We start from the raw sequence: 23,635 nt of genomic DNA, 5'->3' as shown, positions 1-23,635 counted from the left end.
GTGCCCTTATGAGTAGAAGGGTCAACACGAGGAAGCCCGATATCCCCTGCAACAATTCTGGCTAGCCGGGACCGAGACTGCTTGAAGCTGCGAGCTTTTGCCAGAGGGCACCACCGAAAACCACGTCAATGAGCAGGACGATCAGAAGTGTTAAGAAAACTGGATCGGAGATTACGCGCTTGTCGTTCTGCGTCATCGGCCTTCATTCCTATTGGGTTTGAGCATTGAGATGAATCGAATTTTACAACTAAAACCAATAATTAACGCCCGGTCTGGCTAGAGATGAGGCTGCTGTTGCGAGCGGGCGTCCAGACTGTCAGACGGGGTATGATTTTATGACAATAGCCCTCCGCCGGACGGAAACCACCGGCGAAGGGCACAAGGTTTACCGCCTTGTTGCGATACCGGCTGTGAGGATGCCAGTCAGGGTAAGGAGTGCGATTCCCAGGATAACATAACGAGCAGCGTCGATAACGTTTTCGCCCCCAGCGGCCATCAGCGTTCCAGAAAGAGCCGAAGTAATAGAGAACGCAATGAGCTGAGTAGTGGTAATAGCCGCTGCCGCTTTTGCTCCTTCCGCGGGATCATCTGTAGCGCTCATGGCAGCGACGCCGAGCAGTGGCCATGCCAGTCCGATGCCCGCGCCGGCGATGGTTAGAACGGCAGCCCAGATCGCGACCATGGCAAAATCGGTTCCCGGGACCTGCAGCAGCCCGTAGGCAATGAGGCCGCCCGTCAGGAGGAGTGGACCCAAACGGATGGCACGCCGCTTGCCGGCATCCGACGAAATAGAAACGACGAACAACTGCGCGATGACCCAGGCGAGAGAAAGGACGGCGCCGAGAAGACCGGCCACAAGGGGCGTAAGGCTGGCGATTTTCTGTGCGAACAGCGGAATGAAAGTTTCTACCATCACACCGGCACTGAGTGTGGCAACCGTGATGTAGACCCATTTCAGCGAATTGCCGCGTCGATAGGTGATGTGTGGCAGGATCGTCTCGCGGGAGCGTCGCTCAACGATGACGAACAGCATAAGAAAAACCAAACCTGCTCCTATCATAGTGAAAGTAGGCCATCCAATTGGAACGATTGAACTGAGACTGATAGAGACGATTGCCAGGATGAGGGGAACAAGTGAAGCAACGGGCACAGCCGTACGATGCCCGGAACCTTGCATGCCGCCGAAGGAACGCTGAGCGAGTATCGCGAAGGCAAGCGCCGCAAACGCAAGAGCGCCATAAGCCCAGCGCCATAAACCAAACTCGGCAAAAACGCCGCCGAGTGCCGGACCGAACAGCGTACCGAGGCCCCACATCGCCGACACAGCACCGGTTGCGCGTGCCCAGTGACGCTCGGGCAGCGCCGACCGGATGACCGCGTAACCGAGGCCTGCCAGCAGACCGCCGCCCAAGCCCTGTACGACACGACCGAGGATCAATAGTTCCATGCCAGGGCTAGCGGCGTTTCCTGCGGCTCCCACGGCAAATGTAATAAAGCCCAGAACATAGGCCGTTCCTGCCCCCTTCCAGTCGAGGAGACGGCTTACGAAGAGCGAAGCGACGATGGCGGCGACGACGAAAGATGTTGTTACCCAGGCATAATAATACTGACCGCCAATATCTGCCACGATCGACGGCATCAGCGCTGCCGTAAAATAGAGGTTCATTGCGTAAAGGAGAACGCCGCTGGCAAGAACCGTGAGGATGGCAAGATTGCGTCCGGAAAGAAGGTCAGCCCATGTACTGTTATCAGATCCGGTATTTCCATTGGCGCCTGCAGGGGTTGCTGGTCGTGTCATATCGTAGCTCCGAGAGTAAAGGTTCAGGCGGTCTTGTCGCGCGCGGGCATGTTGAGAACGGTCACGAGGAGAGAAACGGCAAATACAACGATAGGCGCCGCGGAATGGTCGTAGTCACCATGGATGAGTGTGGTCAGGGTTGCCGCGGCCATTACAATGGCACCGAGAGCTGCGCCGTAAAGGCGGGTCCTGTATCCGACCAGAAGCAACGCCGCGCAAAGCTCCAGAAGGGCGGTCAGATAATGGAACCAGTCCGGATAGCCCCACCGGGCATAGGCAGCGGCATTATCGGGTGAAAGGAAGGTGTTGCCGTAAGCGCCGAACAGGAAAAAGGCAGCAAGCAACCATGCCACGACAGCTTTGAGCGATAGGATGGTTTTATTCATAATACCCCACTTTCAGCGGAAGCGATCGCGCCGGTTCGAACCAACTGGACGAGCGGCGTCTTCCATAATAGATTGAATGACCATTCTAGTTATTTGAGAACCCAACCGATCGTCAAGATAGATAGATCGATCGCTCTATTTAAGGAGGTTATATGGGCCGCGTACGCGTACCGGAGCAGCATGAGGGAAAGAGGAAGGAGATATTGGAGGCAGCCCACCGCTGCTTCCTGCGATATGGGCTGCAGGGCGCCTCGATCTCGATGATCTGCAAGGAAGCGGGGATGAGTCCGGGCCACCTCTACCACTATTTCCCCAGCAAGGATGCGATCATCGAGCAGATGGCCGACGAATATCTCTCGACGCTGCACACCTATTTTGATCGACAGCAGGAGACAAGGGATGTGGCGACGGTGTTGCTTTCAGAAATCTGGAGCATGGCAAGCTGGGACGACACGGCGCATTGCCGTATTCTGTTTGAACTTCTGGCTGAGGCCGGGCGTAATGATCGGGTGCGCGATATCCTTGCAGATAATACCAAATCCGTACGGCAGTTGCTGGCGCAGACTCTGAAATCTGGTCAGGAGGGTGGAAAGGTCGATCCAGGTCTCAATCCCGATGATACCGCGGCCATGTTGATCGCTATAGTGGATGCTGCCCCGATGCTGCCCTTGATGGTTCCCGGCATTAGTTTCGAGGAGAGCAGAAAACTCATCACTACGATGGTCAGGAGATTTCTCAGTCCCGAAGTCGCGGAAACGTAAATTCAGGCAAGAGACTACATGAAATCTTTCTTTCTAACTCTTGTCGAGACTGTCGTTGATGGCTTTGCTGGTGTGGGCCGAGCGGAAACGCGCCATGAAAAAAGGCTGCATCGGATGCTTGTTTTGGTTGTTATCTGTTTTCTGATCGGCCTGATTGTCGTGGATCATTTTTATGGCACGGAGGATGCGGCTGGTCGATTCTGCGAGAAAAACCAGTCCACATATGAATCAGTCAGCGATTGCATGATCCGTCATGAAAAGATTGCAGGCGCTTTGAGAACGATCGGAGAACTGGATCAAAGCAGCGTCAAGGCATGCTCGCATGAGCATGGTGATGATCTTTATTCTGTGTGGAATTGCGCTTTACTTAAGGATGGAACGAGAGTTTCCGAGCGGTACCGCATGCCTGGCGAGGGTGATTGATGCATCGCGATGATAATTCGCAGATGGTCTGCTCTAAGCACATTGCAAAATCCGGATTACCGCTGTTACTGGGGTTGATTTAGAAATGGCATCATTTGTTCTTATCCATGGAGCATGGCACGGCGGCTGGTGTTGGCAACGGCTTGTTGACAGGCTTCGATCGGAGGGGCACACCGCCGTTGCGCCGACCTTGTCGGGACTTGCCGAGCGTGCCGATCTCCTGTCAGCGCAGATCGATCTGACGACCCACACAGAGGATATAGTTTCGCAAGTCCGCGCAAGCGGTTGTCGCGATGTTACTCTGGTGGCGCACAGCTATGGCGGTTTCCCAGCGGTGGCTGCCGTGGGGCGCCTTGGAGAACTGGTCTCACATCTCGTGCTTCTGGATGCTTTCTTGCCGGAGGACGGTGAAAAATTGCTGGATCACGCGCCGTCTCTGATCGACATCTATGCCGCCAAGGTTTCTGAAGACGGGAACTGGCATATTCCACCACTTCGCTCCGCCGAGTTCGGCGTGACGGAAGCTGATCAGGCATGGGTTGACGGGAAGCTGACGCCACATCCGGCGGCAAGCTATTTCGAACCGGTGACGCTCAACCCGCTTATGGTCCCTCGCAAAACATATATTCGCTGTAGTCAGGCAGACGGAACATTTCTGGCTCGTTCAATATCACGGGCGTTAAGCGGCGGCTGGCATTATGTTGAGATTGACGCTCCGCATGACGCCATGATCTCACATCCGGATATTGTTGCTTCGGTATTGATAGAAAGTAAACGATGCGCTGACCCCACCTTGGCTGGATAAAAGCGAATTGGCGTATCGAGCTTCAATCACAGAAGAGAGCTATGGCCTAGCCAATGATGGGCTTCAAAGCATTTCATTCAGCCTTCGCCACAATCGCAGGCATTGAAGTGGCCCACATGATCCGCAAAAACTAGTTCGCCAACGATAACCGTTCGCCATTCCTAGAGCATTTCCTATTTTGATTGAATTAGTAGAAATGCTCTATCTGTTTGTTTTTACGCATGTCTTTATCCCGAAACCGGTTCCCACTTTCGGGAGACATGCTCTAGTCTTTGCGGAGCTCGCAGCAAAATTGCCACCAGAGATAAGGCCGTTTTTAACCATCTGAAAATGTGCGACATAGCCTAAAACTTGGCATATCCGTAAACGGAATCGAGTTGCTCGCAACATAGGCAGAAACAATATCAGCAATCCGTCCGGGCAGTTCTGGTTTTCACCGTTCATCATCGAAGCCCCAGTTTTCATGAAACTCCGAATGCAGCTATTTCAACACATTAATAACAGTGAATAAAACATGTGATTGCAATAAACCGGATGGTTTGTCGCCAGGGCCGCCGTGACACTTTCAAAAGAAACTGGTCACCATGTACAAATTGTCAATCAGACGAATGACACGCCATATTGCAAGGCTGGAATTCTAAGCCGGACTTAACAGCCGAAATTGGATCAATGGCTGCCATATTACTTTTGGCAAGGTGAATACATAATAAAATATAAGTCAATATTAAAAAAACAAACAGAGGTCACGATAATATGGCCTCTGTTTGCTGTGATGAAGTTTGACTGGAGATCAAAGTATCACATGCAATATAATATATTCCTTTATCTTGCAGTCAATGTTATTTTCATTTTGCTTTCAACTAGACTTTCACTCTTGTGTGATTAGAATGAGCGCTGAAAGCGAACCATGCCCTCCCAAGCGTCTTCACCCTTGAGTTCAGAGTGCTTGTCGTCCCACTTGGTGTACGAAACTTCCGGAGTGATGGTGAAGCCCGGAACCAGCTGGTAGGCAACATTTGCTGTTGCAGCGAAGGTTTCTGCATCTTCGTAAGCGAGCTGAACATTGAAGGTAGCCTTTTCAGTTGCCTTGAACGCTGCGCCGCCCCAAACGGCCCAATCACCGCCCCAAGTGCCGTAGAACGAGTCAATTCGGCGGATACCGCGCCAGCTGCCGTCAGCATACTGTTCCGTAACGATATAGTTGTCATCGTTGGACTTGTAGCCGCCCATGACCCAGACCGAGAGGCGATCGGTGACGTTAACGTCAGCGCGAACCTTACCAGCCCACTCTTCGTTACGAGCATCGTAAGCTGCCACACCGACGATTGAACCCCATCCGCCGGCATACTTCAGGCCGCCGACGACGTGCGGCATGTAGTCCTTGATGGTTACGTCGATATCGGAGTCGCTGTTGCCGCCTTCTTCAAACGACAGGATGGCCGAAAAGCCGTTGCCGCCGGTGAAAGTGTAACTGACGAGATTGGTACGATAACCACCGCCGAGGATGACATCATCGTTAATGACATCACCATAGTACCCCGGAAAGGTTTCGAAAGCTGATTCATCAAGACCGATGCGGAAGCCACCGAGCTGGATATAAGCATAACGCAAAGACGAATTGGTTGAACCGCCACTGTAGCTGTATTCTTGCCCATCACCATCGCCGCGCCAATCAAAACGCAGCTCCGTGAATGTCTTCAGGGTGCCAAGTTCTGTTTCCGAAGCAGTCGAGAAGCGGACAGTTGCGCGGGCTTGCTTGTCCCAGGTATCGCGCTCTAAATCGTCACGGCTACGCGCATAGGAATTGTCACCGCCGGCGGCGTCGTAACGGACGTAGCCATGGATGCGCAAGCATGTTTCGGTGCCCGGGATGTAGAAGTAGCCAGCGCCGTACGCATCGCAGACACGGACATACTCAACGGCTTCTGGTTCCGGCGCAACAATGACATCCGCAGCTCGAGCCGCAGGCGTGGCCAACAGTACGGCAGATGCGCAATACAAAACATTTCGAAGTGTCATGAAGATTTTCTCCAATGGGATTTTGACGATTTATAATCCTCGCGCACAGGAGCAATCGCAACCGGAATAATGCCGTGACTTATGTTTTTAACCTAATGTTGCAATACCGTCACCAATTATTAGGCATTTAATAATTGTAATTTATATTGTTACAGAGAACACAATCTGGCTTGAATGTATTCAAGTATCACAATTTTGTTACTGTATATAAAATGATCGTTACTTAAATCACCAGTCTTGTGATGTAGCTGCGCCAGAATCTTGTCATACCGCATGGATGCCATTTGGTTTGTTTCACACCGTGTTGATTTTATTGAGAAATGACCCGGCGGGGATGTGGACGAAAACTCGCGATACATCGTGACATAGCGCAACTTATGTTACTGGCGCGCCATCACCCTAATCAAATTCAACTATCGCAAGCTTCTCTGCAGTCCGCCACCAACGCCGACGTTTGTGGCCCAATATCTCCATCCGCTTCGCCTACCTCAATCTCAAGACGCGGCATTAGCGACGTCGCTAAACATGTTTCTTACGTTACGAGGCCTTCATCAACCTAAGGTGGCAGGAGAACCGCTGCCTCCCAAACTTTGATTATCTGCGAATGTAGCGGTATCGGCTGTCACTCTGGATTGTAATACTTAGAATTATTCCGATCGCTGCGAAGATCGATACGGGCAAAATGACGGCTGCCCACCCAAGATACGCGATACACCACCCCGCTATCGCCGGACCTGCGAGCAACCCGAGATTGTTGCCTTGCATGACGAACCCCATAGTGGCACCTATCAAGTTTGTCCGGGGAGCGAAAAGTGGTGCCTGTGATAAAATGACTACAGGTATGAAACCACCCAAGAGAGGGAACAAAAGACAAAGTACGAATACCAATACCGTCGGTACTGCGCCAACAAAAATACCAAAAGTGCACAGAGCCATAGAAGCAAAGCCAATCAACAACAGCGTTCTGGCGGCGACACCATGTGCGAGCAATCGGGCACCGATTGCGTTTCCGATACCACTGATACCAACGGCGATTGCACTCAAAAGTCCGGCATTCTCGCTCGTCTGCTCTAACTGGCTGGAAAGATAGGTTGGCAGGAAGCCAAATAGCGTAAAGAAAATAGCGGTATATGCGCAGAAAACTCCCCCGAGGAGCCATGGTCCAGAAGATCTGAATGTATCTCCAATATCCTGTAGTACCGACCGGGGTTTCTTATCGCCATCGTGCTTGCCTTTAAAGAGAAGCGCAATAAAAAGCGCATAAAGAAGGAGAACTGCTGCGTTTCCAATCCAGAGACCTCGCCATGTAACGAGATCCAGCATCGGAGACGTGAGCATTATAAGTGTCAAACCAATTGGCATGAACGGCGCCCAGACAGACATTGCCTTTTGGCGAGATTGGCTGGTCACAACAAGCGCAATCAAAGCCGGGGCAGCAACCACAACAGCAAGAAAACCAACCCCTTCGAGGATACGGCCCCCAATAAGATTTATTGTACATGAAGCGAAGGCACTCTGAAGAGAACCCGCCGCGAGCACAATCAATCCGACGATTAACATCCGTTTGGCGCCAACCCGGTCTACAATGAAGCCCGCAACACTTCCGCCCAACGCTCCAATAAAAGCAAAAGCTGAAATGAGCCACGAAGCCGTTGCCAGATTTATCCCAAAATCACTCTGCAGAGCTGAAAGTGCAATGGACACTTTACCCAGCTGGCAGGCAGCGAGGACCCCAGTGCCTACGATAATGATTACTGTTCTCCAATCGTTGGTCCGATAGGAAGCCTGAACGCCAATCATGTTGAACTCCGGTCAGTTTCTAAAGAAAACGGGAAAATTGCGTTCAGATCGAACTACTGCCCAGCGGTCGCAGCGTCGTCGTTTTGCGGAGAACCGGGCCTCTCGTTCACTTCAGACGGCTGCAGTTGGGCACCGGAAAGACGGCGCATGACAACGTAGAAGACCGGAGTCAGGAACAATCCGAAGAGCGTAACACCCAGCATCCCGGCGAAGACGGTCACTCCGGTGACTTGACGGACCTCGCTGCCAGCCCCCTCACCTAGCAGCAAAGGAACCGCTCCCGCGATGAAAGCAACGGACGTCATGATAATGGGGCGAAGGCGAAGGTGACAGGCCTCCAGTGCCGCCTGGACGGTGGACTTGCCCGCCATTTCCAGTTCTCTTGCAAATTCGACGATGAGAATTGCATTTTTACATGCGAGCCCCATAAGTACGACAAGGCCCACCTGCACAAACACGTTGTTATCTCCGCCACTTAGCCAAACCCCAACCAACGCAGCGAATATGCACACTGGAACAATGAGAATGACCGCAAACGGCATCGACCAACTCTCGTAAAGTGCAGCGAGGACGAAGAAAACAAGTGCTGCCGCCAGGGGAAATACCAACAAGGCGCTGTTGCTTTGTGTAACTTGCTGGTAGCTCAAATCAGTCCATGACATTTCAATGCCCGGCGGAAGGACACGCTCAGCAATTTCTTCAATCTTTGCAATGACCTCACCCGACGACAGTACGCGAGAGTCGGCATCGCCAATTAAATCGGCAGCGGGATAACCATTGTAGCGAATGACAGGATCCGGTCCGAACGCAGACTTTATGTTAATCATCGCCGCGATGGGAACCATGTCGTCAGCCGCATTGCGCACACGAAGATTACCAATATCGTCGACCTTTTGACGGAAATCGCTGTCCGCCTGTGCAACCACGCGATATACACGGCCGAAGAGATTGAAGTCGTTCACATACATAGACCCTAGATAGGTTTGCAGAGCGACATATATATCTGTCAGTTCAACCCCGGCTGCCTTTGCCTTCGTACGATCAACTTCGATTTCGAGCTGCGGGATGTTCGCCTGATAGGCGCTGACGGGAAATGTCATACCGGGTATCTGGACAATGGCGGATTGCATGATATTGACGGCATCCTGCAATGCCCCATATCCGAGACCGCCCTGATCTTCGAGATAGAGTGAGTAGCCTGAACCATTACCAAGCCCCTGAATTGGGGGTGGAAGCATTGCATAAGAAAACCCGTCTTGAATGCCGTCTGCAAACTTATGATTCAATTCCTGCACAATCTCTGAAGCGCTTTTCTGACGCTCATCGAAATGCTTGAGAACAATATAGGAGTTGGTAGTGTTCGGTGTATTGGCAAGTTGCAGTGCGTTGAAACCTGCGAATGCCGAAATGACATCAACACCCTCAACTCCCTTGGCTATGTCTACCATCTTTTGGGTGACGACATCGGTACGTGACAGCGACGAGCCTTCAGGCAATTTGGCTCCGGCAAAGAGATAGAGTTTGTCCTGGGTCGGAATGAATCCGGACGGCACTGTATTGAAAAGGACCCCGGCACCAGTCAGCAAAATAGCATAGGCGGCAAATACGACGCCCCGATGTCGAATGGAATAAGCGACTACATCCTGATATTTATCAGAGCTCTTGTGGAACAGGCGATTAAAACCACGAAAAAACCAACCAAAGCCAAAATGAATAATCCGGGAGAGCCAGTCATTGTGCTCCGCATGCGGTTTCAGGAGCTTTGCCGCCAGAGCCGGAGAAAGTGTCAGCGAATTAATCGTTGAAATAACAGTCGAGATTGCAATTGTGACGGCGAACTGCTTGTAGAACTGTCCTGTCACGCCGGACAGAAACGACATAGGGACAAAAACGGCGCAAAGTACGAGACCAATTGCGATGATTGGCCCGGATACTTCGCGCATTGCCTGATGGGCAGCCGCAATCGGCGTCATCCCCAATTCTATATTTCGCTCTACATTTTCAACGACAACAATAGCGTCATCGACGACAATACCTATAGCGAGGACAAGCCCGAAAAGCGTCAGAGTATTGATCGAATATCCTAGAAGATAGAGACCTGCAAATGTACCAACGATCGAAACGGGTACGGCGATCAGGGGAATGATAGATGCACGCCACGTCTGCAGGAACACAACCACGACCAGCACCACCAGCACAATAGCTTCAATCAGCGTGTGTTGCACGGCCTGTATCGATTCTCGGACAAAAACCGTCGGGTCCCATTCGACCCTGTACGAGACGCCTTGGGGAAGATTCTTTGTCAGTTCATCCATTTTTGCATAGACCGCATCGGCCACGGCCAATGCGTTGGCATCAGGGGTCAAGAAGATGCCCATCACAGCTTGGTTGTGTTTATCCAGATAACTGCGGATGGTGTAATCCCCGGCGCCCAGCTCTATTCGCGCGACATCCGCCAGCCGCACCACCTGGCCGTCAACCCCGGTTTTCAGAATGATTTGTTCGAATTCCTGTTCACTGCGCAATCGTCCGCGAACATTGATCGAAACGAGAAAATTGTTCCGGGGGGAAGGTTCCGCCCCCAGTTGCCCTGCGGAAACCTGTATATTCTGTTCACGGATAGCAGAGATAACCTCTGCGGCAGTAAGGTCCCTGGCGGCGAGTTTATTGGGATCGAGCCAAATGCGCATTGCATAGTCGCCTGCGCCCATAAGCTGCACGTCACCGATACCCGGCAGGCGGGTCAGTTCATCTTTTACATTTAAAAGCAGATAATTGCGTAAATAAAGCGCATCCCGGCTACCATCCGGAGAATAAAGCCCAGCATACATGAGAGGTGTTGGCGATGTCTTCTGTGTCGTCACACCAAATTGCCGGACTTCTTCCGGCAATCGAGAAAGAGCCTGACTGACGCGATTTTGCACCCGCACTGCCGCCATATCCGGGTCGGTTCCAGGACGGAAAGTTACCACAATCTGCAGACTGCCGTCAGAGCCTGCAATGGATTTCATATACATGATGCCTTCAACGCCGTTGATCGCCTCTTCCAGAGGCTGGGCAACCGATTCAGCGATTTCCTTGGGGTTAGCCCCTGGATAAGTGGCTCGCACGACAGCGCTTGGCGGAATAACTTCGGGATACTCTCCTGACGGAAGCAATGGAATGGTGATGAGCCCGGCAGCGAAGATCACGATCGACAATACAATTGCAAAGATCGGTCGATCGATAAAGAAACGGGAAAAATTCATTTCATTCGCCCGCTTCTTTAATTGCTGCTTCGCTCGAAGCCTGTTGCTGGATGAGATCACCCGCACTGACTTCCATGCCGGGATAAAGTATTTTCTGTGTTCCAGTCACCACTATACGGTCGCCAATATCAAGACCAGAATCAACAATTCTTCGGTCTCCGATGAGTCGACCAGTGACTATATCTTTTCGTATCGCTTTGCTATTGGCATCGACGGCGTAAACATACTTCCGGTTCTGGTCGGTCAATATTGATCTATCACTCACCAATAGAGCCGGGTTTTCGTTGATGTCGCCCAGTCGAACCCGTGCATAAAGACCCGGGATCAGAAGATTTTGAGGATTCGATATCTTTGCGCGTGCGCGAATTGTACCGGTTCCCGGATCGATCTGATTATCGATAAATTCAAGCGCTCCCTGAAACGGGAACGCGTCCTGATCGGCAAGCCCCACAACAACGGGATTCCGGGACTGACCAGGTTGTCCGAAATCCTCTTTGTAACGAAGGTAACTTTTCTCATCCAGGTCGAAATAGACATATACGGGGTTCTGGGAAACGATGGTCGTCAGTCTCGTTTGATCAGCTTGCGCCAGATTACCGATGCTAAGAAAAGCCCGGCTAACGCGCCCGGCAACAGGTGCCCGGATTTCAGTGAACTCGAGGTTCAGCCTGGCCGTGGATAATCTGGCCCTTGCCTCGTCGACATCCGCGCGTTTTTGCGCCAGTTCAGCGTCAGCACTATCTGCCGCATCCCGGGAAACTACATTCTTGTCAACCAGGGATCGAGACCTTTTTGCCCGCAACAGAGCCAGTTGCGTAGCCGCCTCTGCCCGTTTGAGGTCAGCTTCTGCACTGGCAACCGCATCACGGTAGGGGCGTGGATCTATTACAAATAGCAGGTCTCCCTCTTTGACTTCCCCGCCTTCATCAAACGCAATCTGCTGAATATAACCGCTAACCCTGGGCTGGATCGCAACAGCTTCAATAGCAACTATTCGTCCATTAAACTCGTCCCAGTTCCGAACCCTTTGCGACGTCACAGCTTCGACTTCCACCTTGGGTGGAGGCACGGAATCCTGGCTTGTTGCCTGAACGTCGTTACAAGCAGAAAGCAGACCTACTGCTATCGAGCCGGCAAGAGCCCGCCACGCTTTCGATCCAACCATGATTATTCCTCTTTTGGCCAGCGCCATAATGAATTCAATGTTGCATTCGATAAAAATTAAAGCTAACTTCAACTTCATGTCAACATCACAAATTGATGAGGGGCGCAAAATGCAGATCAACGATAGCCGCTTGCTTTCCATCAGCCAGGTCACCCAACGGAGCGGAGTGCCGGCATCAGCACTAAGGTATTATGAATCTCTGGGGCTGATCTCGTCCGTAAGAAGCGATACGAAACACAGGCGTTTTCATCGGTCAGTCTTACGCCGTATCGCAATCATCGTGTTCGCCCAGAAGATCGGGTACTGCCTCGATGAAGTCAGCGAACTGCTAAAGCTCATTCCGGACGACCATGTACCGACCGACCAAGATTGGGCGAAGCTAACGACCGAATGGAGAGCGAGAGTGAGAGCGCAAATTGCCGAGTTACAGCGTCTCGATATCAGTCTGGACGAGTGTATTGGCTGTGGCTGCCTCTCCGTGCGTAAGTGTAAACTTGCAAATCCGCACGATTGGAGAGGGGAACAAGGAGCCGGCCCCCGAAGATGGATGGCCGACGCGGTTTCTGACCCACAAGAACGGATTGTTGATTGATCAATCAACATAGCCACGACGTTTTTTGCGCGTTCAGCAATGTAGGACGGAAATATCCCGGCTCATTCTGAAAAAGTGGGTATAAAGATGCTTTTTGTTTCTTCTGTTCGAAAACTTCAGTGGGTTCTTATTGTACTCATCGTGGCAATGACGGCACCGACAACTGCGATGCAAGAGGACAACAATAGGGTCGAATTTATCAGAGGGTACCTTGCAGCCTGGAACGCCCACGCTCCAGATGCGGTTGTCGCCGCCTTCTCTAACGATGCAATTTATTACAATACGAGTATCGACGAACAACGCAACGCCAAAGACACCGTCTACAATATGATGATTGCCTTGCTTTCAATCGCGCCAGATATACGCTGGACGATGACTGGCCAACCTGTTGCGACCCAAAACTCGGTTGCCTTTGAATGGGTAATGGAGGGATTTTCCGCCGGTGGTTGTCCAGATAAGGAACGGATCATAAAAGGTGCTTCATTTGTGACATTCTCAAACAATCGTATCGTGTATTTTGCTGATTATTATAACGATGCCCAGTTTGAACAGATGATAACCAAATAGGTTTCCTATTCAGATAAAATTCTCGGAACCGATCCCGCTTCCGAGTGAAGTGCTCTGGGTGGCATTACCAAGTTATTTTCCGCGGTTGAAGGGCTTTCGATTTCCGCGTGAGATTGTTGCCTATGTGGCATTTGCCTATCACCGGTTTGCAATTCTAGGATAATTCCGGCTTGGGCGGTACTCAGACGTTTCAATAAAGCGGTAGGTCACTTCCAACAAGATGATGGCTTATCCCAACGACGAGGCGGCGGCTAGCGCTGCCGAAGCAACTCACCACCTCCTCATGCTTGTAAAGAAGCGCGCGGACATGTGGAAGAAAAGCTTCTCCGTCCATCAATAGCGCCCATCTTTCTCATATCATGGACCGGTGCTTATTTTCACAGTTCTTAGAACTGTCTACGAAATCGGAATGATACTGGATGAGAAAACTGTTCGATCCCCTTGCAGACAAGCTCACCCCTTGGGCGCGCTTATTGCACATTTTACAGGGGTTCTCATCACTTCGACGATTGTTCTTTTGCTTTCTTTTATGCTGGTTCGGTTGTTGGCGGCTTTAATGAAGTAAAACGGCTTCAATGCGATCTGAAATATCAGGACCTGACCACAATCGGATAAAGAGACGCTACCAAAAGCGTGGCCATCGAGATGTTGAAGAGCTTCAGCTGGGCGGGTTTGGTCAGGAAAGATCGAAGACCGACTCCGAAGCTCGCCCATATTCCAACGCATGGGGCATTGAGCAAAGCCATAAGTGTTGCCATAGCCAGAACCGATACCACAGAAGGGTGTGGCGGCAGATAGGCGGCAACGGCGCCGAGAGCCATCACCCAAGCCTTCGGGTTAACCCATTGGAAGGCTGCGGCTCCCAGAAAGCCCAACGGTTTGCCCGCTTTGCTGTCGGAATTATCCGGCGTGCCCGATCGGGCTATCTTGTAAGCCAGATAGACCAGATATGCTGCACCAACCCAGCGTAACACAGCGTTCAGCATGGGATAGAGATCGAAGACTGCGCCCAAACCCATTCCCACGACAATAACCATCGCAGCGAATCCCAGGCTGATTCCCAGGACGTGTGGCACTGTTCGCCGGACCCCGAAATTCACACCGGAAGCCAGCACCATCATATTGTTCGGTCCGGGTGTGATTGATGTGACGATAGTATAAATGCTCAGCGCAACAACAGTCTGTATCAGCCCAAGGTCGGAATTGATCACGTCCGGGAAATTATACATTTGCCGTATCCTTCTTCTGACGGGATATATAGAACGTGACACACTTTTAAAAATAGCATTAAAGTGTCATGATACACTATTGAGGCGGTACGGATGCGCAAACGGTCCCCCTGGCAGCCACGATTGGCCGACGGTACGGCGAATGCCGCTGAGCGTTTGATGCAGGCAATGAGCGAAGATATTTTTGAGGGACGCTTGACGAGCGGCGACCGGCTGCCTGCTCATCGGGATCTGGCTTGGAAACTGGGTATCGGCGTCGGTACAGTCACGAAAGCTTATGCCATGCTGGGGAGGCAGGGGCTCACGCGGAGCGTTAAGGGGCGCGGCACCTTTGTCGCGACCAGAGCGGCGCGTTCCGGCCCTCGCGTCGATCTATCGATCAATACGCCGCCCGCAATGATCGGGGAGCGGCTCCTGGCACGCACGCTCACGACGATCGCTCACAAGATCGATGCCGCTCACCTCAACCTCTACGCACCGCTGGCGGGTCACGAGGAACATCGACGGTTGCTGGCCCGTTGGCTAGAGACTTTTTCGCTTGCCGTCGATCCGAGACAGGTCATCCCGACAGCCGGTGCGCAACAGGCAATTTCGCTGGCTTTCGATCTCGCATGCGGACCCGATGGTGTCATTCTTACCGAACGGTTGACCTACCCCGGAGCCATTGCGCTGGCCCGCCATAGAGGCTGTCGCTTGCGTGGAATAGAACTTGACGAAGAAGGCATGATGCCGGACGCGTTGGCCGCGGCCCTGGACGAAGAGGCGTCTGTTCCCTACCGGGCGGTCTATGTCACGCCGACCCTGCACAATCCAACCACCGCCACAATGGAGCGCGCTCGGCGGCAGGCCATCGTCGAAATCTGCCGGCGGCGGAGCGCCGTCATTATCGAGGACGGTGTATACGCAATGGACGTCGATCCCGGGCTGCTTCCTCTTGCCGCTCTTTCGCCGGAACACGTTGTTCACGTCGCCAGCCTTTCCAAAACACTCAGTCCGGGATTGCGCATCGGCGTTCTCACTCTGCCGCCTGGAATGGAAGAACGGGCAGAGGCTTTCTTGAGGGCGCTGCCAATAGGGCCGTCGCCGCTATCCATGTCGGTGATGGAGGACTGGCTTGTGAACGGTGTTGTCGCATCGGTCAGACAGGCGATCAGCATCGAGACCCGCCGTCGCACAGCGCTCGCCGCGTCGCTGCTTGGACAGGAGACTTGCCACGTTCACCCTGCGGCGCTTCACGCCTGGCTGCCGATGTCTCGCAGCAAGGCGGAGCAGTTTGCGCTAACGGCCTCCGCCCTCGGCGTGATGGTGACTGCGCCGGACAGCATCGTCGTCGATCCTGATGATCAAGCGACCGGGATTCGCTTATGCTTGGGCGGCCCTTCACCGGACGATCTGAAAAGGGCGCTTGTCGTGCTCGCCGATCTGATCGTCTCGTCGGAATCCATATCGTCTCTCTCCGCAGTCCGGACGCCGCAGCGCTGACGGAAGCGCTGCATCTTCTACACCAGGTGTCCACAAATATTGATGCTGGTGACGTAGGGATTTCAGGTCACCGGCGTGGTTGTGACAGACGGCTCCTCCCGGTATTGCAGAACGCGGTCGATTAGTCCCCATTCAAGTGCTTCTTCTGCCGTCATAAAACGATCGCGGTCCATGGCGCGTTCGAACTCTTCGTAGCTGCGTCCGCTATGTTCGGCATATAACCGGGTCATGCGTTGTTTGATTTTCAGGATTTCCTCGGCGTGGATGAGCATGTCCGACGCCTGCCCTTGAAAGCCGCCAGAGGGCTGATGGACGAGTATGCTGGCATTGGGCAACGCAGCGCGGTGGCCCGGTTCGCCCGCCATCAGCAGGAACGATCCCATGGAGCGCGCCGTTCCCATGCACAGCGTATGCACAGGCGCGCGGATGTAGCGCATGGTGTCATACATGGCGAGACCGGAGGTCACTACTCCGCCTGGCGAGTTGATGTAAAGATTGATCGGCTTCTTAGGGTTTTCCGCTTCAAGGAACAGCAATTGGGCACAGACCAGAGCTGAAACGGCATCGTTTACCTCGCCGTTGAGGAAAATGATGCGTTCTCGGAGAAGGCGGGAGTAAATGTCGAAAGACCGCTCCCCTCGGCTGGATTGTTCTATGACCATAGGGACGAGTTGCATCGCTTCGCGCATCGGCGAACTCCAATCTTCAAGAATTTGTGAGGAAACCTCGCCGTGTCAGGCGGCGAGCAAGAAGGGACGGCTGTTATTGTTGGCAGCAGCCTTAGTCGTCTGGTCGAATCTCACAACCGTCTGTTCGTGGATGACCTGCAAGGTTGTTCCGCCGGCCGCATTCGGAGCGATCCTGAACGTCACCGTGCTTTCAAAAAATGGCGGGGTGCTGTCGCGCATCCTGTAGCGGACTTCCTCGCCGGGCGTAACGGAGGCCGCCTCGGGATCGGCCAGCGCCTCCTTCGGCAGCCATTGTTCCCGAAACTCCGGAATGCTGATCGCCCGCCAGACCTTTTGCGGCGGCTCGCTGAGTTCATACTCGAGTTCGATGCCGTTTCTCTGCTCTTCGGTCTTTGTTTCGTTCATTGGTCCATATCCTTCAGCAAGACCTTGAGAGCTTCAATGCGCTGAGGCCAGTAGGCGTGATATTTCGCCAGCCACTGCGCGATAAGAGCGAGCCCTTCCGGGTCGATCTCATAATTCACGAAACGCCCTTGACGCTGTTCCCGCACAAGCCTGGCGCCTCGCAGAACCGCCAGATGTTGAGACATCGCCGGCTGGCTGATCTCCATGCCCTCACGCAAGGCGCTGGCATGCATGCGGCCAGCCGCCAGCTTCTCGTAGATCGCGCGGCGGGTCGGATCGGCCAAGGCTCGGAATATATCGTTCTCGATCATGCCAATACATAAGCATACACTTATGTGATTCGCAAGACTGTCCTGGGGCAGGGAGGGCTAGTTTATTGATGCGGTGATTAGTCCGCTCTTTGCGCGTTTTGCGATAAGGTGAAAGGTTGGACCCGAAAATGCATCGTTCGCTTGCTGTTATCGCGAAACTTGACTTTTATACCCCACTTTGTAGTTTTCGGGTGCGACCGTTTCGGTAGTGGTGATCTTTCATTCTTCTAATCGGCTGAAAATTGGTATTTCGACGATTAAAAGGCGGCATCGTTCAGTAGAGTTCAGATTTCATGACAACGTCCACGACCGACATCCGCGACGATCTTATGTCGGTTTATCTCCGGCATTGGAAGGTATTGCGAGGTCTCCTCAAAAAGCGCTTTGGTTCGCATGAGCTTGCGGAAGACGCGTTGCAAGAGACCTGGCTTCGTCTCGCCGGCATGCAATCCGAGCCGTCTGTTCAGGACAGGCAGGCATTTATTCTTCGTGTTGCGGGTAATATCGCGATTGACCTTGTCCGCAGGGAAGGCCGTCATAGCTCACGTTGCGTCAGCGATGAAGCTTTGCTTAGGGCCATCGCGGATAATTATCCTTCGCCCGAGACTTTCGCGGTTGATCGGGATCAACTCCGCTTTCTGGCCGTAGCTTTGGCCCAGTTGACGACTAAAGCGCGGACCGTGCTTCTCTTAAGCCGCTGTGATGGACTGACCCACCGCGAAATTGGTCAGCGCCTCAATATTTCGGATAGCATGGTGGCAAAATATCTCGCGCAAGCTTTGCGTCATTGCCGAGATCATTTCCGTGCGTCTTCATGATTTTTATCGCCATTTCGGTATATCATCGCCTTGCTCGTTTCGTCCTAGATAACGAGGGCACATTTTTGCAGGCGGATTTGCCGGTGCAAATCCCATAAGCGAAGACCGACCGATGACTTCACGCGGGAAACAGAAACAAGTGGATGTCGCCTTGAGCGATGAGGCAATTGATTGGCTCGTCGTACTGAGTTCTGGTCGGGCAACACAAGAAGATCATGCAGCTTTCGATGAATGGCGTCAGACAAGTCCAGCGCATGAATTGGCCGCGCGCGAAGCAGAGACCATCTGGCATGGACTGGGTATTGTTGGCGACGAAGCTCGTCACGAGGAAAAAAAGGCCAGGCAAGCCAGGATACCGCGCCGGGCCTTCCTTGGTGCCGCTGGGTTGGCCATGCTTGGTATCGTCGGGGAACGGCTGGGAATGTTCGCGGCTGGTGGGTTCGCTGACTATTCCACACGTGTTGGAGAACTGCGTACAATCGCGCTGCCCGATGGTTCGTCGGTCCAGTTGAATGCAAGTACAGCTCTTTCGGTTGACTTCACAGAACAATCACGGGTGCTCAGCCTCTATGAGGGACAGGCAACATTTACAGTGGCGCGTGATCATAATCGACCTTTCATTGTCAAAGCCAGAGGTGGAAGAACCCGAGCGGTCGGAACGGTCTTCGATATAGATATTCAGTCCGAAGCGGTCGTCGTAACTGTGGTGGAGGGAACCGTCGCGGTCATGTCTGACGCCGATTCTGAAAAGAGTGTGATGGCGAACGCAGACCATCGGGTTCGCTATTCGTCCGATTTACTGACCAAGGCCGAAGCCGTCGATTCCAGCCTCCAAACAGCATGGCAACGCGGCAAGCTTATTTTTGACAGGAAGCCGTTGGGCGAAGTTGTCGCGGAAATAAGGCGCTACCGCGCCGGGCAAATATTCGTTGCGAACGACCGGCTTCGCTCGCTCTCCGTTACCGGCGTGTTCGATCTGTCTGATCCCGATATGATCCTGCGGACCATCGAGGAAACCCTTCCGGTCCGTGTGACGCGGCTGCCGCTTGTCACGATCCTGCGATGAGCACTCCAACGTTCGAAAAACGCAGCAAGCGTTGGCGATAATTCGCACGAAACGGTAACTTGAATCAAAAAGTAGACTTTTTTCTCGTTTCATAGTGCAAGATCGCCTTTTTCATTTCGTCCTAGAAATCAGAGGCTGTTGAGAACGCGACTTTTCGTGGTCGTCGACATCCTGCAGAACGAAAAATGAGAAGGGCGGATAGCATCCGATGGGCGACGTGAGGAAACAGAAGCAAAGCAGATGCGGTTTCAGACATCTTGGAAAAGCGATACTGAAGCCATCTGCAGCAATTTTCTTGGCGACAGGATTGACTAAAGGACTGGTCGGTCCGGTTTACGGGCAAGAGTCCAAAATTCAGCAGGCTGCCACGGACATGGAGTTCAACATACGAGCGCAGGCGCTCGGCCCGGCACTCACCACCTATGCTGACAGGGCCGGCCTCAGACTGTTGCTTCCGTCAAGTGTTGTTGAAGGAAAAAGAAGTCCTGGTCTCATCGGAAACTATACGAGAGAGCAGGGGCTGGCTCGCCTTCTCGCGGGAACAGGACTGAATTACCGTTTCACAAACGGGAATACTGTGACCATTGTTGAGCCGCAATCTACCAGTGTCCTTTCTAGCGATGATTCTACTGTTCTTGAAACGATTGTGGTGCAGGGGCAGGGAGCGGTTACAGAAGGAACTGGCTCCTATACCGCTGATTGGATGAAAACTGCAAATGGCTTGGCGCTACCCCAGAGAAAAACGCCCCAGTCAACGAGTGTCATCACACGTCAGTTGATCGAAGATCGTGGAATGACAGCACTGCGGGACGTGATGGAGAACGCCACTGGTGTAACCGTCAATCAAACCGAGACGGATCGCCTGAGCTTCTATTCGCGCGGCTTCCAGATTGACAGCTATCAGTATGATGGTGTGCCGACAACGTTGGATTCGACATACCAGTACGGCGATGGAACACTCGATACAGTGATCTACGATCATATCGAAGTCGTCAGAGGAGCTACCGGATTGATGCAGAACACCGGTGAGCCGGGAGCTTCGGTCAATTTCATTCGCAAGCGGCCAACAAGCGAATTCAAAGGCTATATTTCAGGGCTTGCGGGAACAGAATCAAATTATCGAACGGAACTGGACGTAGGTGGCCCTCTCAACAAGGAGGGTACAGTTCGCGGTCGAATTGTGGGTGCATTACAGACCAGAAAAGATACGATTGATCTCTATAAGCAGGAAAAAAACGTTATCTATGGCGTCGTCGAAGCTGACATCACCGACGCCACGACTGTCACTATAGGCGGCAACAGGCAGGAAACCGATTCAACCGGAACCACCTGGGCCGGCTTGCCTGCATTTGATTCCACGGGGAAACTGATTGATTGGCCAAAAGGCTCCACGACCGGAACGCCATGGTCTGGCTGGAACACGATCGCAACCGAGGGCTTTATATCGCTTGATCATACGTTTGAGAATGACTGGAAGGCGCGCTTTGCTTTTAATCATTCTCGAAATGATTTCCATGCTCCCCTCATCATTATGGAAGGAAATCCCGACCCGGTTACAGGACTGGGTGTGACTGGATTTACGACGCTATACGACGGGGATCGCAGGCAGAATTCGTTGTCCGGTAGCCTGAATGGTGAATTCGATGCGTTCGAAAGAACGCATGAATTCGTCGCAGGCGTATTTGCTTCACGTACCAGTGGGCGGGTCGTTGAGCGCAAGCAAGTCGGAAAAGAGCATGAAGTCGGCAACATTTTTGAATGGAGTGGCGACTATCCGGAGCCTGTTTGGAAAGAGGAGCCCAATAACGTTCGAGACACCGAAACGAGGCAATTGGGAATTTACGGCGCAGCCAGATTATCGTTGACGGACAGGCTATCGTTCATCGGTGGGGCCCGACTCAATTATTGGGACGGCAAACTCGAAAGTTATTGGGAAAATTATGACTATAAGCACTCAGGAATTGTCACGCCATATGCTGGAATTACTTATGATCTGACAGATCAGTATACGCTCTACGCAAGCTATACGAATATTTTCAAGCCTCAGACCTATCAAGACGCATCAGGTGATTATCTTGATCCGGCCTATGGTCATAACTACGAGGTCGGCATTAAAGGGTCTCTGCTCGACGGGCGCGTTAACGCCTCATTTGCAGTGTTTCAGACGGATCAAAAGGACGTCGCCGAATATGTGACCTGGGATACGGAGCATCAGCGTGCCGTATATCGTTCTATTGATGGTACCACGACGCGCGGTTTTGAAATTGAGGTCGCTGGCGAGGTGTATGACGGCCTGAATCTGTTTGCTGGCTACACGTATCGCGATGCTCAGGACGATGATGGCAACGCCGTAAATACGTTTCAGCCACGTGGCTCGTTAAAACTTGGTGCAACCTACAGATTTCCGGATATGCTGGACAAGCTGACGGTCGGCGGATCAATGCGTTGGCAAAGCAAAACTAAAAACCTTGCCGATTATCTCGAAGCATCCCAAAGCATTGAACAGGATAGCTACGCAGTTTTTGATGCGATGCTTCGGTACGATTTCGATGAGAAGACATCATTGAATCTTAACGTATATAATATTGCGGATAAGAGATATTTCCGTACGATGGGCTTCTATAATTCTGTCTTCTATGGTGAGGGGCGAACAGCAACGCTTTCATTGAAGCGTGAGTTTTAACTTCCTATGCCACGTTCCCACTGTATCCGGCTTACTCGCCGCAAGATACTCGCATCTGGAACAAGTGCCTTCCTGTCAGTCGTTTTGGCGGACGGCTTCGAGGGGTTGGCAAGCCAGACATGGGAATACCCCGTGACGATTGAACATCGTCACGGGAGGACGACTATTGTGGAGGTTCCAAAACGGATCGTGACCCTTGGCTGGGGCGGTGAGGATGCTGTGCTTGCTCTAGGAAGGTTGCCCGTGGGAATGCCAGAATACTCTTCCTTTTCGAATGGCATTTTTCCGTGGAATGAACCTCTGCTCCAGGGGGTGATGCCAACCTTTCTTGGCGGCGAAACGGATTATGAGGCGATAGCCGCATTGCGGCCGGATATTATTCTTTGTGTCAGGTCGGGGGTGGATCGAGTTAGTTTCGAGCGTCTATCGAATATCGCGCCGACAATTCCTTTCAAATCTGCACCGTGGACAGCAGGCTGGGAGGAGGTCACTGAAATGACCGGGCTGGCATTGGGTTTAGGAAGGCGCGCCAAGGAGCTCATCAGTGAGACACAAGGACTCTTGCTTCGGGTTGGCGCTCAATACCCTGTTTTGGCGGGTAAAACTGTAGCCTTCGGTTCGTATGCAACGGGAGGGGATTCGGTCAGCATATATATGCCGACTGATACACGCGTTGCAACGCTAACCCGGTTAGGCTTGGATCTCGCTCCAGTCGTCAAGCGATTGGCGGCGACAGCGCCGGATAGCTGGGCCAAAGGAATTTCTCTCGAACGACCTGAAGATATCGACGCCGATATTCTTGTGATGTGGCTAGCGCCGCAGGCGCGGGCCGCAGCAGAGCAGAATTTACTTTTTAATCGGATTCCAGCGGTTCGACGCGGCTCCTGCGTCGTACTTGATTATCCTGGCGAAGCGTGGGGAGTGACTGCGCCGAGTGTTCTTTCAATTCCTTATGTCTTTCCGGCATTTGTGAAACGTTTGGCTGAGGCAGCCATGACTGTCGGGATGGATTGATGCTTGTGCATTATCATGAAGACTATTTCTTGGCCGATGTGCTGACGGCAGAGCGTTTGACTCCCTCCATGTATCGTATCGTAATTAGAGTACGGAAACACAAGCGCCTTATGCCGACCCATCATGCCGATGAATGGGTTCGTCTCGCCTTCCCGCCCACGCCGGGCGAGGCTGTAACGCTACCACAGCTCAAGAACGGTAAATGGGGACGCTTTGACAGTAGTCGTCCGTGTCCAAACCGTCCTTACACGGTGCGGCGCTGGGATGGCACGACCGGTGAGATGGTTATCGATCTGGTCGCACATGAAGGCGGAGTGGGAGCCAGTTGGGCCATAACGGCACGTCCTGGTGACATCGTGGGCATCTGCAACCCG

22 protein-coding genes and 2 pseudogenes are annotated in these 23,635 nt (G+C 52.6%); 13 read left to right on the top strand and 11 right to left on the bottom strand.

Going from position 1 to position 23,635, the window contains the following annotated elements:
• Positions 1 to 61: 61 nt before the first annotated feature.
• The 3 genes from AC0TOF_RS02425 to AC0TOF_RS02415 form a co-directional block, all read right to left on the bottom strand.
• On the bottom strand, positions 62 to 196 hold the full coding sequence (locus tag AC0TOF_RS02425) for a hypothetical protein (RefSeq protein WP_473767093.1): 135 nt from the start codon (positions 194 to 196) through the stop codon (positions 62 to 64).
• 189 nt (positions 197 to 385) lie between these two features.
• Positions 386 to 1,798, bottom strand: a complete 1,413-nt coding sequence (locus tag AC0TOF_RS02420; RefSeq protein WP_473767092.1) for an MFS transporter — start codon at positions 1,796 to 1,798, stop codon at positions 386 to 388.
• Positions 1,799 to 1,821: 23 nt separating this feature from the next.
• Positions 1,822 to 2,184, bottom strand: a complete 363-nt coding sequence (locus AC0TOF_RS02415; protein ID WP_021586621.1) for a DoxX family protein — start codon at positions 2,182 to 2,184, stop codon at positions 1,822 to 1,824.
• Positions 2,185 to 2,336: 152 nt separating this feature from the next.
• On the opposite strand from AC0TOF_RS02415, the gene AC0TOF_RS02410 reads away from it, so the two are divergent.
• From AC0TOF_RS02410 to AC0TOF_RS02395, 4 genes and pseudogenes are all read left to right on the top strand, one after another.
• On the top strand, positions 2,337 to 2,945 hold the full coding sequence (locus AC0TOF_RS02410; protein ID WP_473767091.1) for a TetR/AcrR family transcriptional regulator: 609 nt from the start codon (positions 2,337 to 2,339) through the stop codon (positions 2,943 to 2,945).
• A gap of 18 nt (positions 2,946 to 2,963) precedes the next feature.
• Positions 2,964 to 3,368: a hypothetical protein gene (locus AC0TOF_RS02405; RefSeq protein WP_473767090.1), complete on the top strand. Its 405-nt coding sequence runs from the start codon at positions 2,964 to 2,966 to the stop codon at positions 3,366 to 3,368.
• Positions 3,369 to 3,453: 85 nt separating this feature from the next.
• Positions 3,454 to 4,173 (top strand): alpha/beta fold hydrolase, encoded by a 720-nt coding sequence (locus AC0TOF_RS02400; protein ID WP_473767089.1) that lies wholly within the window; start codon positions 3,454 to 3,456, stop codon positions 4,171 to 4,173.
• 50 nt (positions 4,174 to 4,223) lie between these two features.
• A pseudogene (locus AC0TOF_RS02395) lies at positions 4,224 to 4,307 on the top strand (IS6 family transposase); the annotation flags it as partial.
• A 748-nt stretch (positions 4,308 to 5,055) separates the two neighbouring features.
• Here the strand turns inward: AC0TOF_RS02395 and AC0TOF_RS02390 are convergent.
• The 4 genes from AC0TOF_RS02390 to AC0TOF_RS02375 form a co-directional block, all read right to left on the bottom strand.
• Positions 5,056 to 6,192 (bottom strand): porin, encoded by a 1,137-nt coding sequence (locus AC0TOF_RS02390; RefSeq protein WP_473767088.1) that lies wholly within the window; start codon positions 6,190 to 6,192, stop codon positions 5,056 to 5,058.
• Between the two features lie 594 nt (positions 6,193 to 6,786).
• Positions 6,787 to 7,992 (bottom strand): MFS transporter, encoded by a 1,206-nt coding sequence (locus AC0TOF_RS02385; RefSeq protein ID WP_473767087.1) that lies wholly within the window; start codon positions 7,990 to 7,992, stop codon positions 6,787 to 6,789.
• A 53-nt stretch (positions 7,993 to 8,045) separates the two neighbouring features.
• Positions 8,046 to 11,240 carry an efflux RND transporter permease subunit gene (locus AC0TOF_RS02380; protein ID WP_473767086.1) on the bottom strand — a complete coding sequence of 1,065 codons (3,195 nt, stop codon included), beginning with the start codon at positions 11,238 to 11,240 and terminating at the stop codon, positions 8,046 to 8,048.
• Position 11,241: 1 nt separating this feature from the next.
• Positions 11,242 to 12,483, bottom strand: a complete 1,242-nt coding sequence (locus AC0TOF_RS02375) for an efflux RND transporter periplasmic adaptor subunit (protein ID WP_473767085.1) — start codon at positions 12,481 to 12,483, stop codon at positions 11,242 to 11,244.
• A 31-nt stretch (positions 12,484 to 12,514) separates the two neighbouring features.
• Between AC0TOF_RS02375 and soxR the strand changes: the two genes are divergently transcribed.
• The 3 genes and pseudogenes from soxR to AC0TOF_RS02360 all read left to right on the top strand — a co-directional run.
• The gene (gene soxR, locus AC0TOF_RS02370; protein ID WP_473767084.1) at positions 12,515 to 12,997 is read left to right on the top strand and encodes a redox-sensitive transcriptional activator SoxR; all 483 of its coding nucleotides are present in this window, start codon (positions 12,515 to 12,517) and stop codon (positions 12,995 to 12,997) included.
• Between the two features lie 87 nt (positions 12,998 to 13,084).
• Positions 13,085 to 13,564: a nuclear transport factor 2 family protein gene (locus AC0TOF_RS02365; protein WP_473767083.1), complete on the top strand. Its 480-nt coding sequence runs from the start codon at positions 13,085 to 13,087 to the stop codon at positions 13,562 to 13,564.
• A gap of 58 nt (positions 13,565 to 13,622) precedes the next feature.
• Positions 13,623 to 13,724 (top strand): annotated as a pseudogene (locus tag AC0TOF_RS02360) (IS6 family transposase); the annotation flags it as partial.
• Positions 13,725 to 14,154: 430 nt separating this feature from the next.
• On the opposite strand, the gene AC0TOF_RS02355 reads toward AC0TOF_RS02360, so the two are convergent.
• A complete protein-coding gene (locus AC0TOF_RS02355; RefSeq protein ID WP_473767082.1) occupies positions 14,155 to 14,793 on the bottom strand; it encodes a LysE family translocator in 639 nt (212 codons plus the stop codon).
• A gap of 93 nt (positions 14,794 to 14,886) precedes the next feature.
• Here AC0TOF_RS02355 and AC0TOF_RS02350 point away from each other — a divergent pair, with 93 nt between their 5' ends.
• Positions 14,887 to 16,275 (top strand): aminotransferase-like domain-containing protein, encoded by a 1,389-nt coding sequence (locus AC0TOF_RS02350; protein WP_473767081.1) that lies wholly within the window; start codon positions 14,887 to 14,889, stop codon positions 16,273 to 16,275.
• A gap of 62 nt (positions 16,276 to 16,337) precedes the next feature.
• Here the strand turns inward: AC0TOF_RS02350 and AC0TOF_RS02345 are convergent, their stop codons facing one another.
• Genes AC0TOF_RS02345 through AC0TOF_RS02335 form a run of 3 tightly spaced genes read right to left on the bottom strand, consistent with a single transcriptional unit; the run spans position 16,338 to position 17,680 of the window.
• Positions 16,338 to 16,964 (bottom strand): ATP-dependent Clp protease proteolytic subunit, encoded by a 627-nt coding sequence (locus tag AC0TOF_RS02345; protein WP_021586613.1) that lies wholly within the window; start codon positions 16,962 to 16,964, stop codon positions 16,338 to 16,340.
• Between the two features lie 45 nt (positions 16,965 to 17,009).
• On the bottom strand, positions 17,010 to 17,369 hold the full coding sequence (locus AC0TOF_RS02340; RefSeq protein ID WP_022567484.1) for an SRPBCC family protein: 360 nt from the start codon (positions 17,367 to 17,369) through the stop codon (positions 17,010 to 17,012).
• On the bottom strand, positions 17,366 to 17,680 hold the full coding sequence (locus AC0TOF_RS02335; protein ID WP_022567485.1) for an ArsR/SmtB family transcription factor: 315 nt from the start codon (positions 17,678 to 17,680) through the stop codon (positions 17,366 to 17,368). Before AC0TOF_RS02335 ends, AC0TOF_RS02340 begins: the two co-directional genes overlap by 4 nt.
• A gap of 293 nt (positions 17,681 to 17,973) precedes the next feature.
• Here AC0TOF_RS02335 and AC0TOF_RS02330 point away from each other — a divergent pair, with 293 nt between their 5' ends.
• The 5 genes from AC0TOF_RS02330 to AC0TOF_RS02310 form a co-directional block, all read left to right on the top strand.
• On the top strand, positions 17,974 to 18,498 hold the full coding sequence (locus tag AC0TOF_RS02330; RefSeq protein WP_031352352.1) for an RNA polymerase sigma factor: 525 nt from the start codon (positions 17,974 to 17,976) through the stop codon (positions 18,496 to 18,498).
• A gap of 151 nt (positions 18,499 to 18,649) precedes the next feature.
• Positions 18,650 to 19,564, top strand: a complete 915-nt coding sequence (locus tag AC0TOF_RS02325; protein WP_235817941.1) for a FecR family protein — start codon at positions 18,650 to 18,652, stop codon at positions 19,562 to 19,564.
• 208 nt (positions 19,565 to 19,772) lie between these two features.
• Positions 19,773 to 22,247: a TonB-dependent siderophore receptor gene (locus tag AC0TOF_RS02320; protein WP_407975874.1), complete on the top strand. Its 2,475-nt coding sequence runs from the start codon at positions 19,773 to 19,775 to the stop codon at positions 22,245 to 22,247.
• Positions 22,248 to 22,379: 132 nt separating this feature from the next.
• Entirely contained in the window at positions 22,380 to 23,261 is an 882-nt protein-coding gene (locus AC0TOF_RS02315; protein ID WP_473767080.1) for an iron-siderophore ABC transporter substrate-binding protein, read from the top strand.
• The coding region (locus AC0TOF_RS02310; RefSeq protein ID WP_473767079.1) for a siderophore-interacting protein at positions 23,261 to 23,635 on the top strand (375 nt) is incomplete at its 3' end. The genes AC0TOF_RS02315 and AC0TOF_RS02310, both read left to right, overlap by 1 nt.

It is taken from the genome of Ochrobactrum sp. PL_is501, from assembly GCF_055816895.1.
The sequence above is the reverse complement of the archived record's forward strand: the minus strand, read 5'-3'. Positions and strand labels throughout refer to the sequence as shown.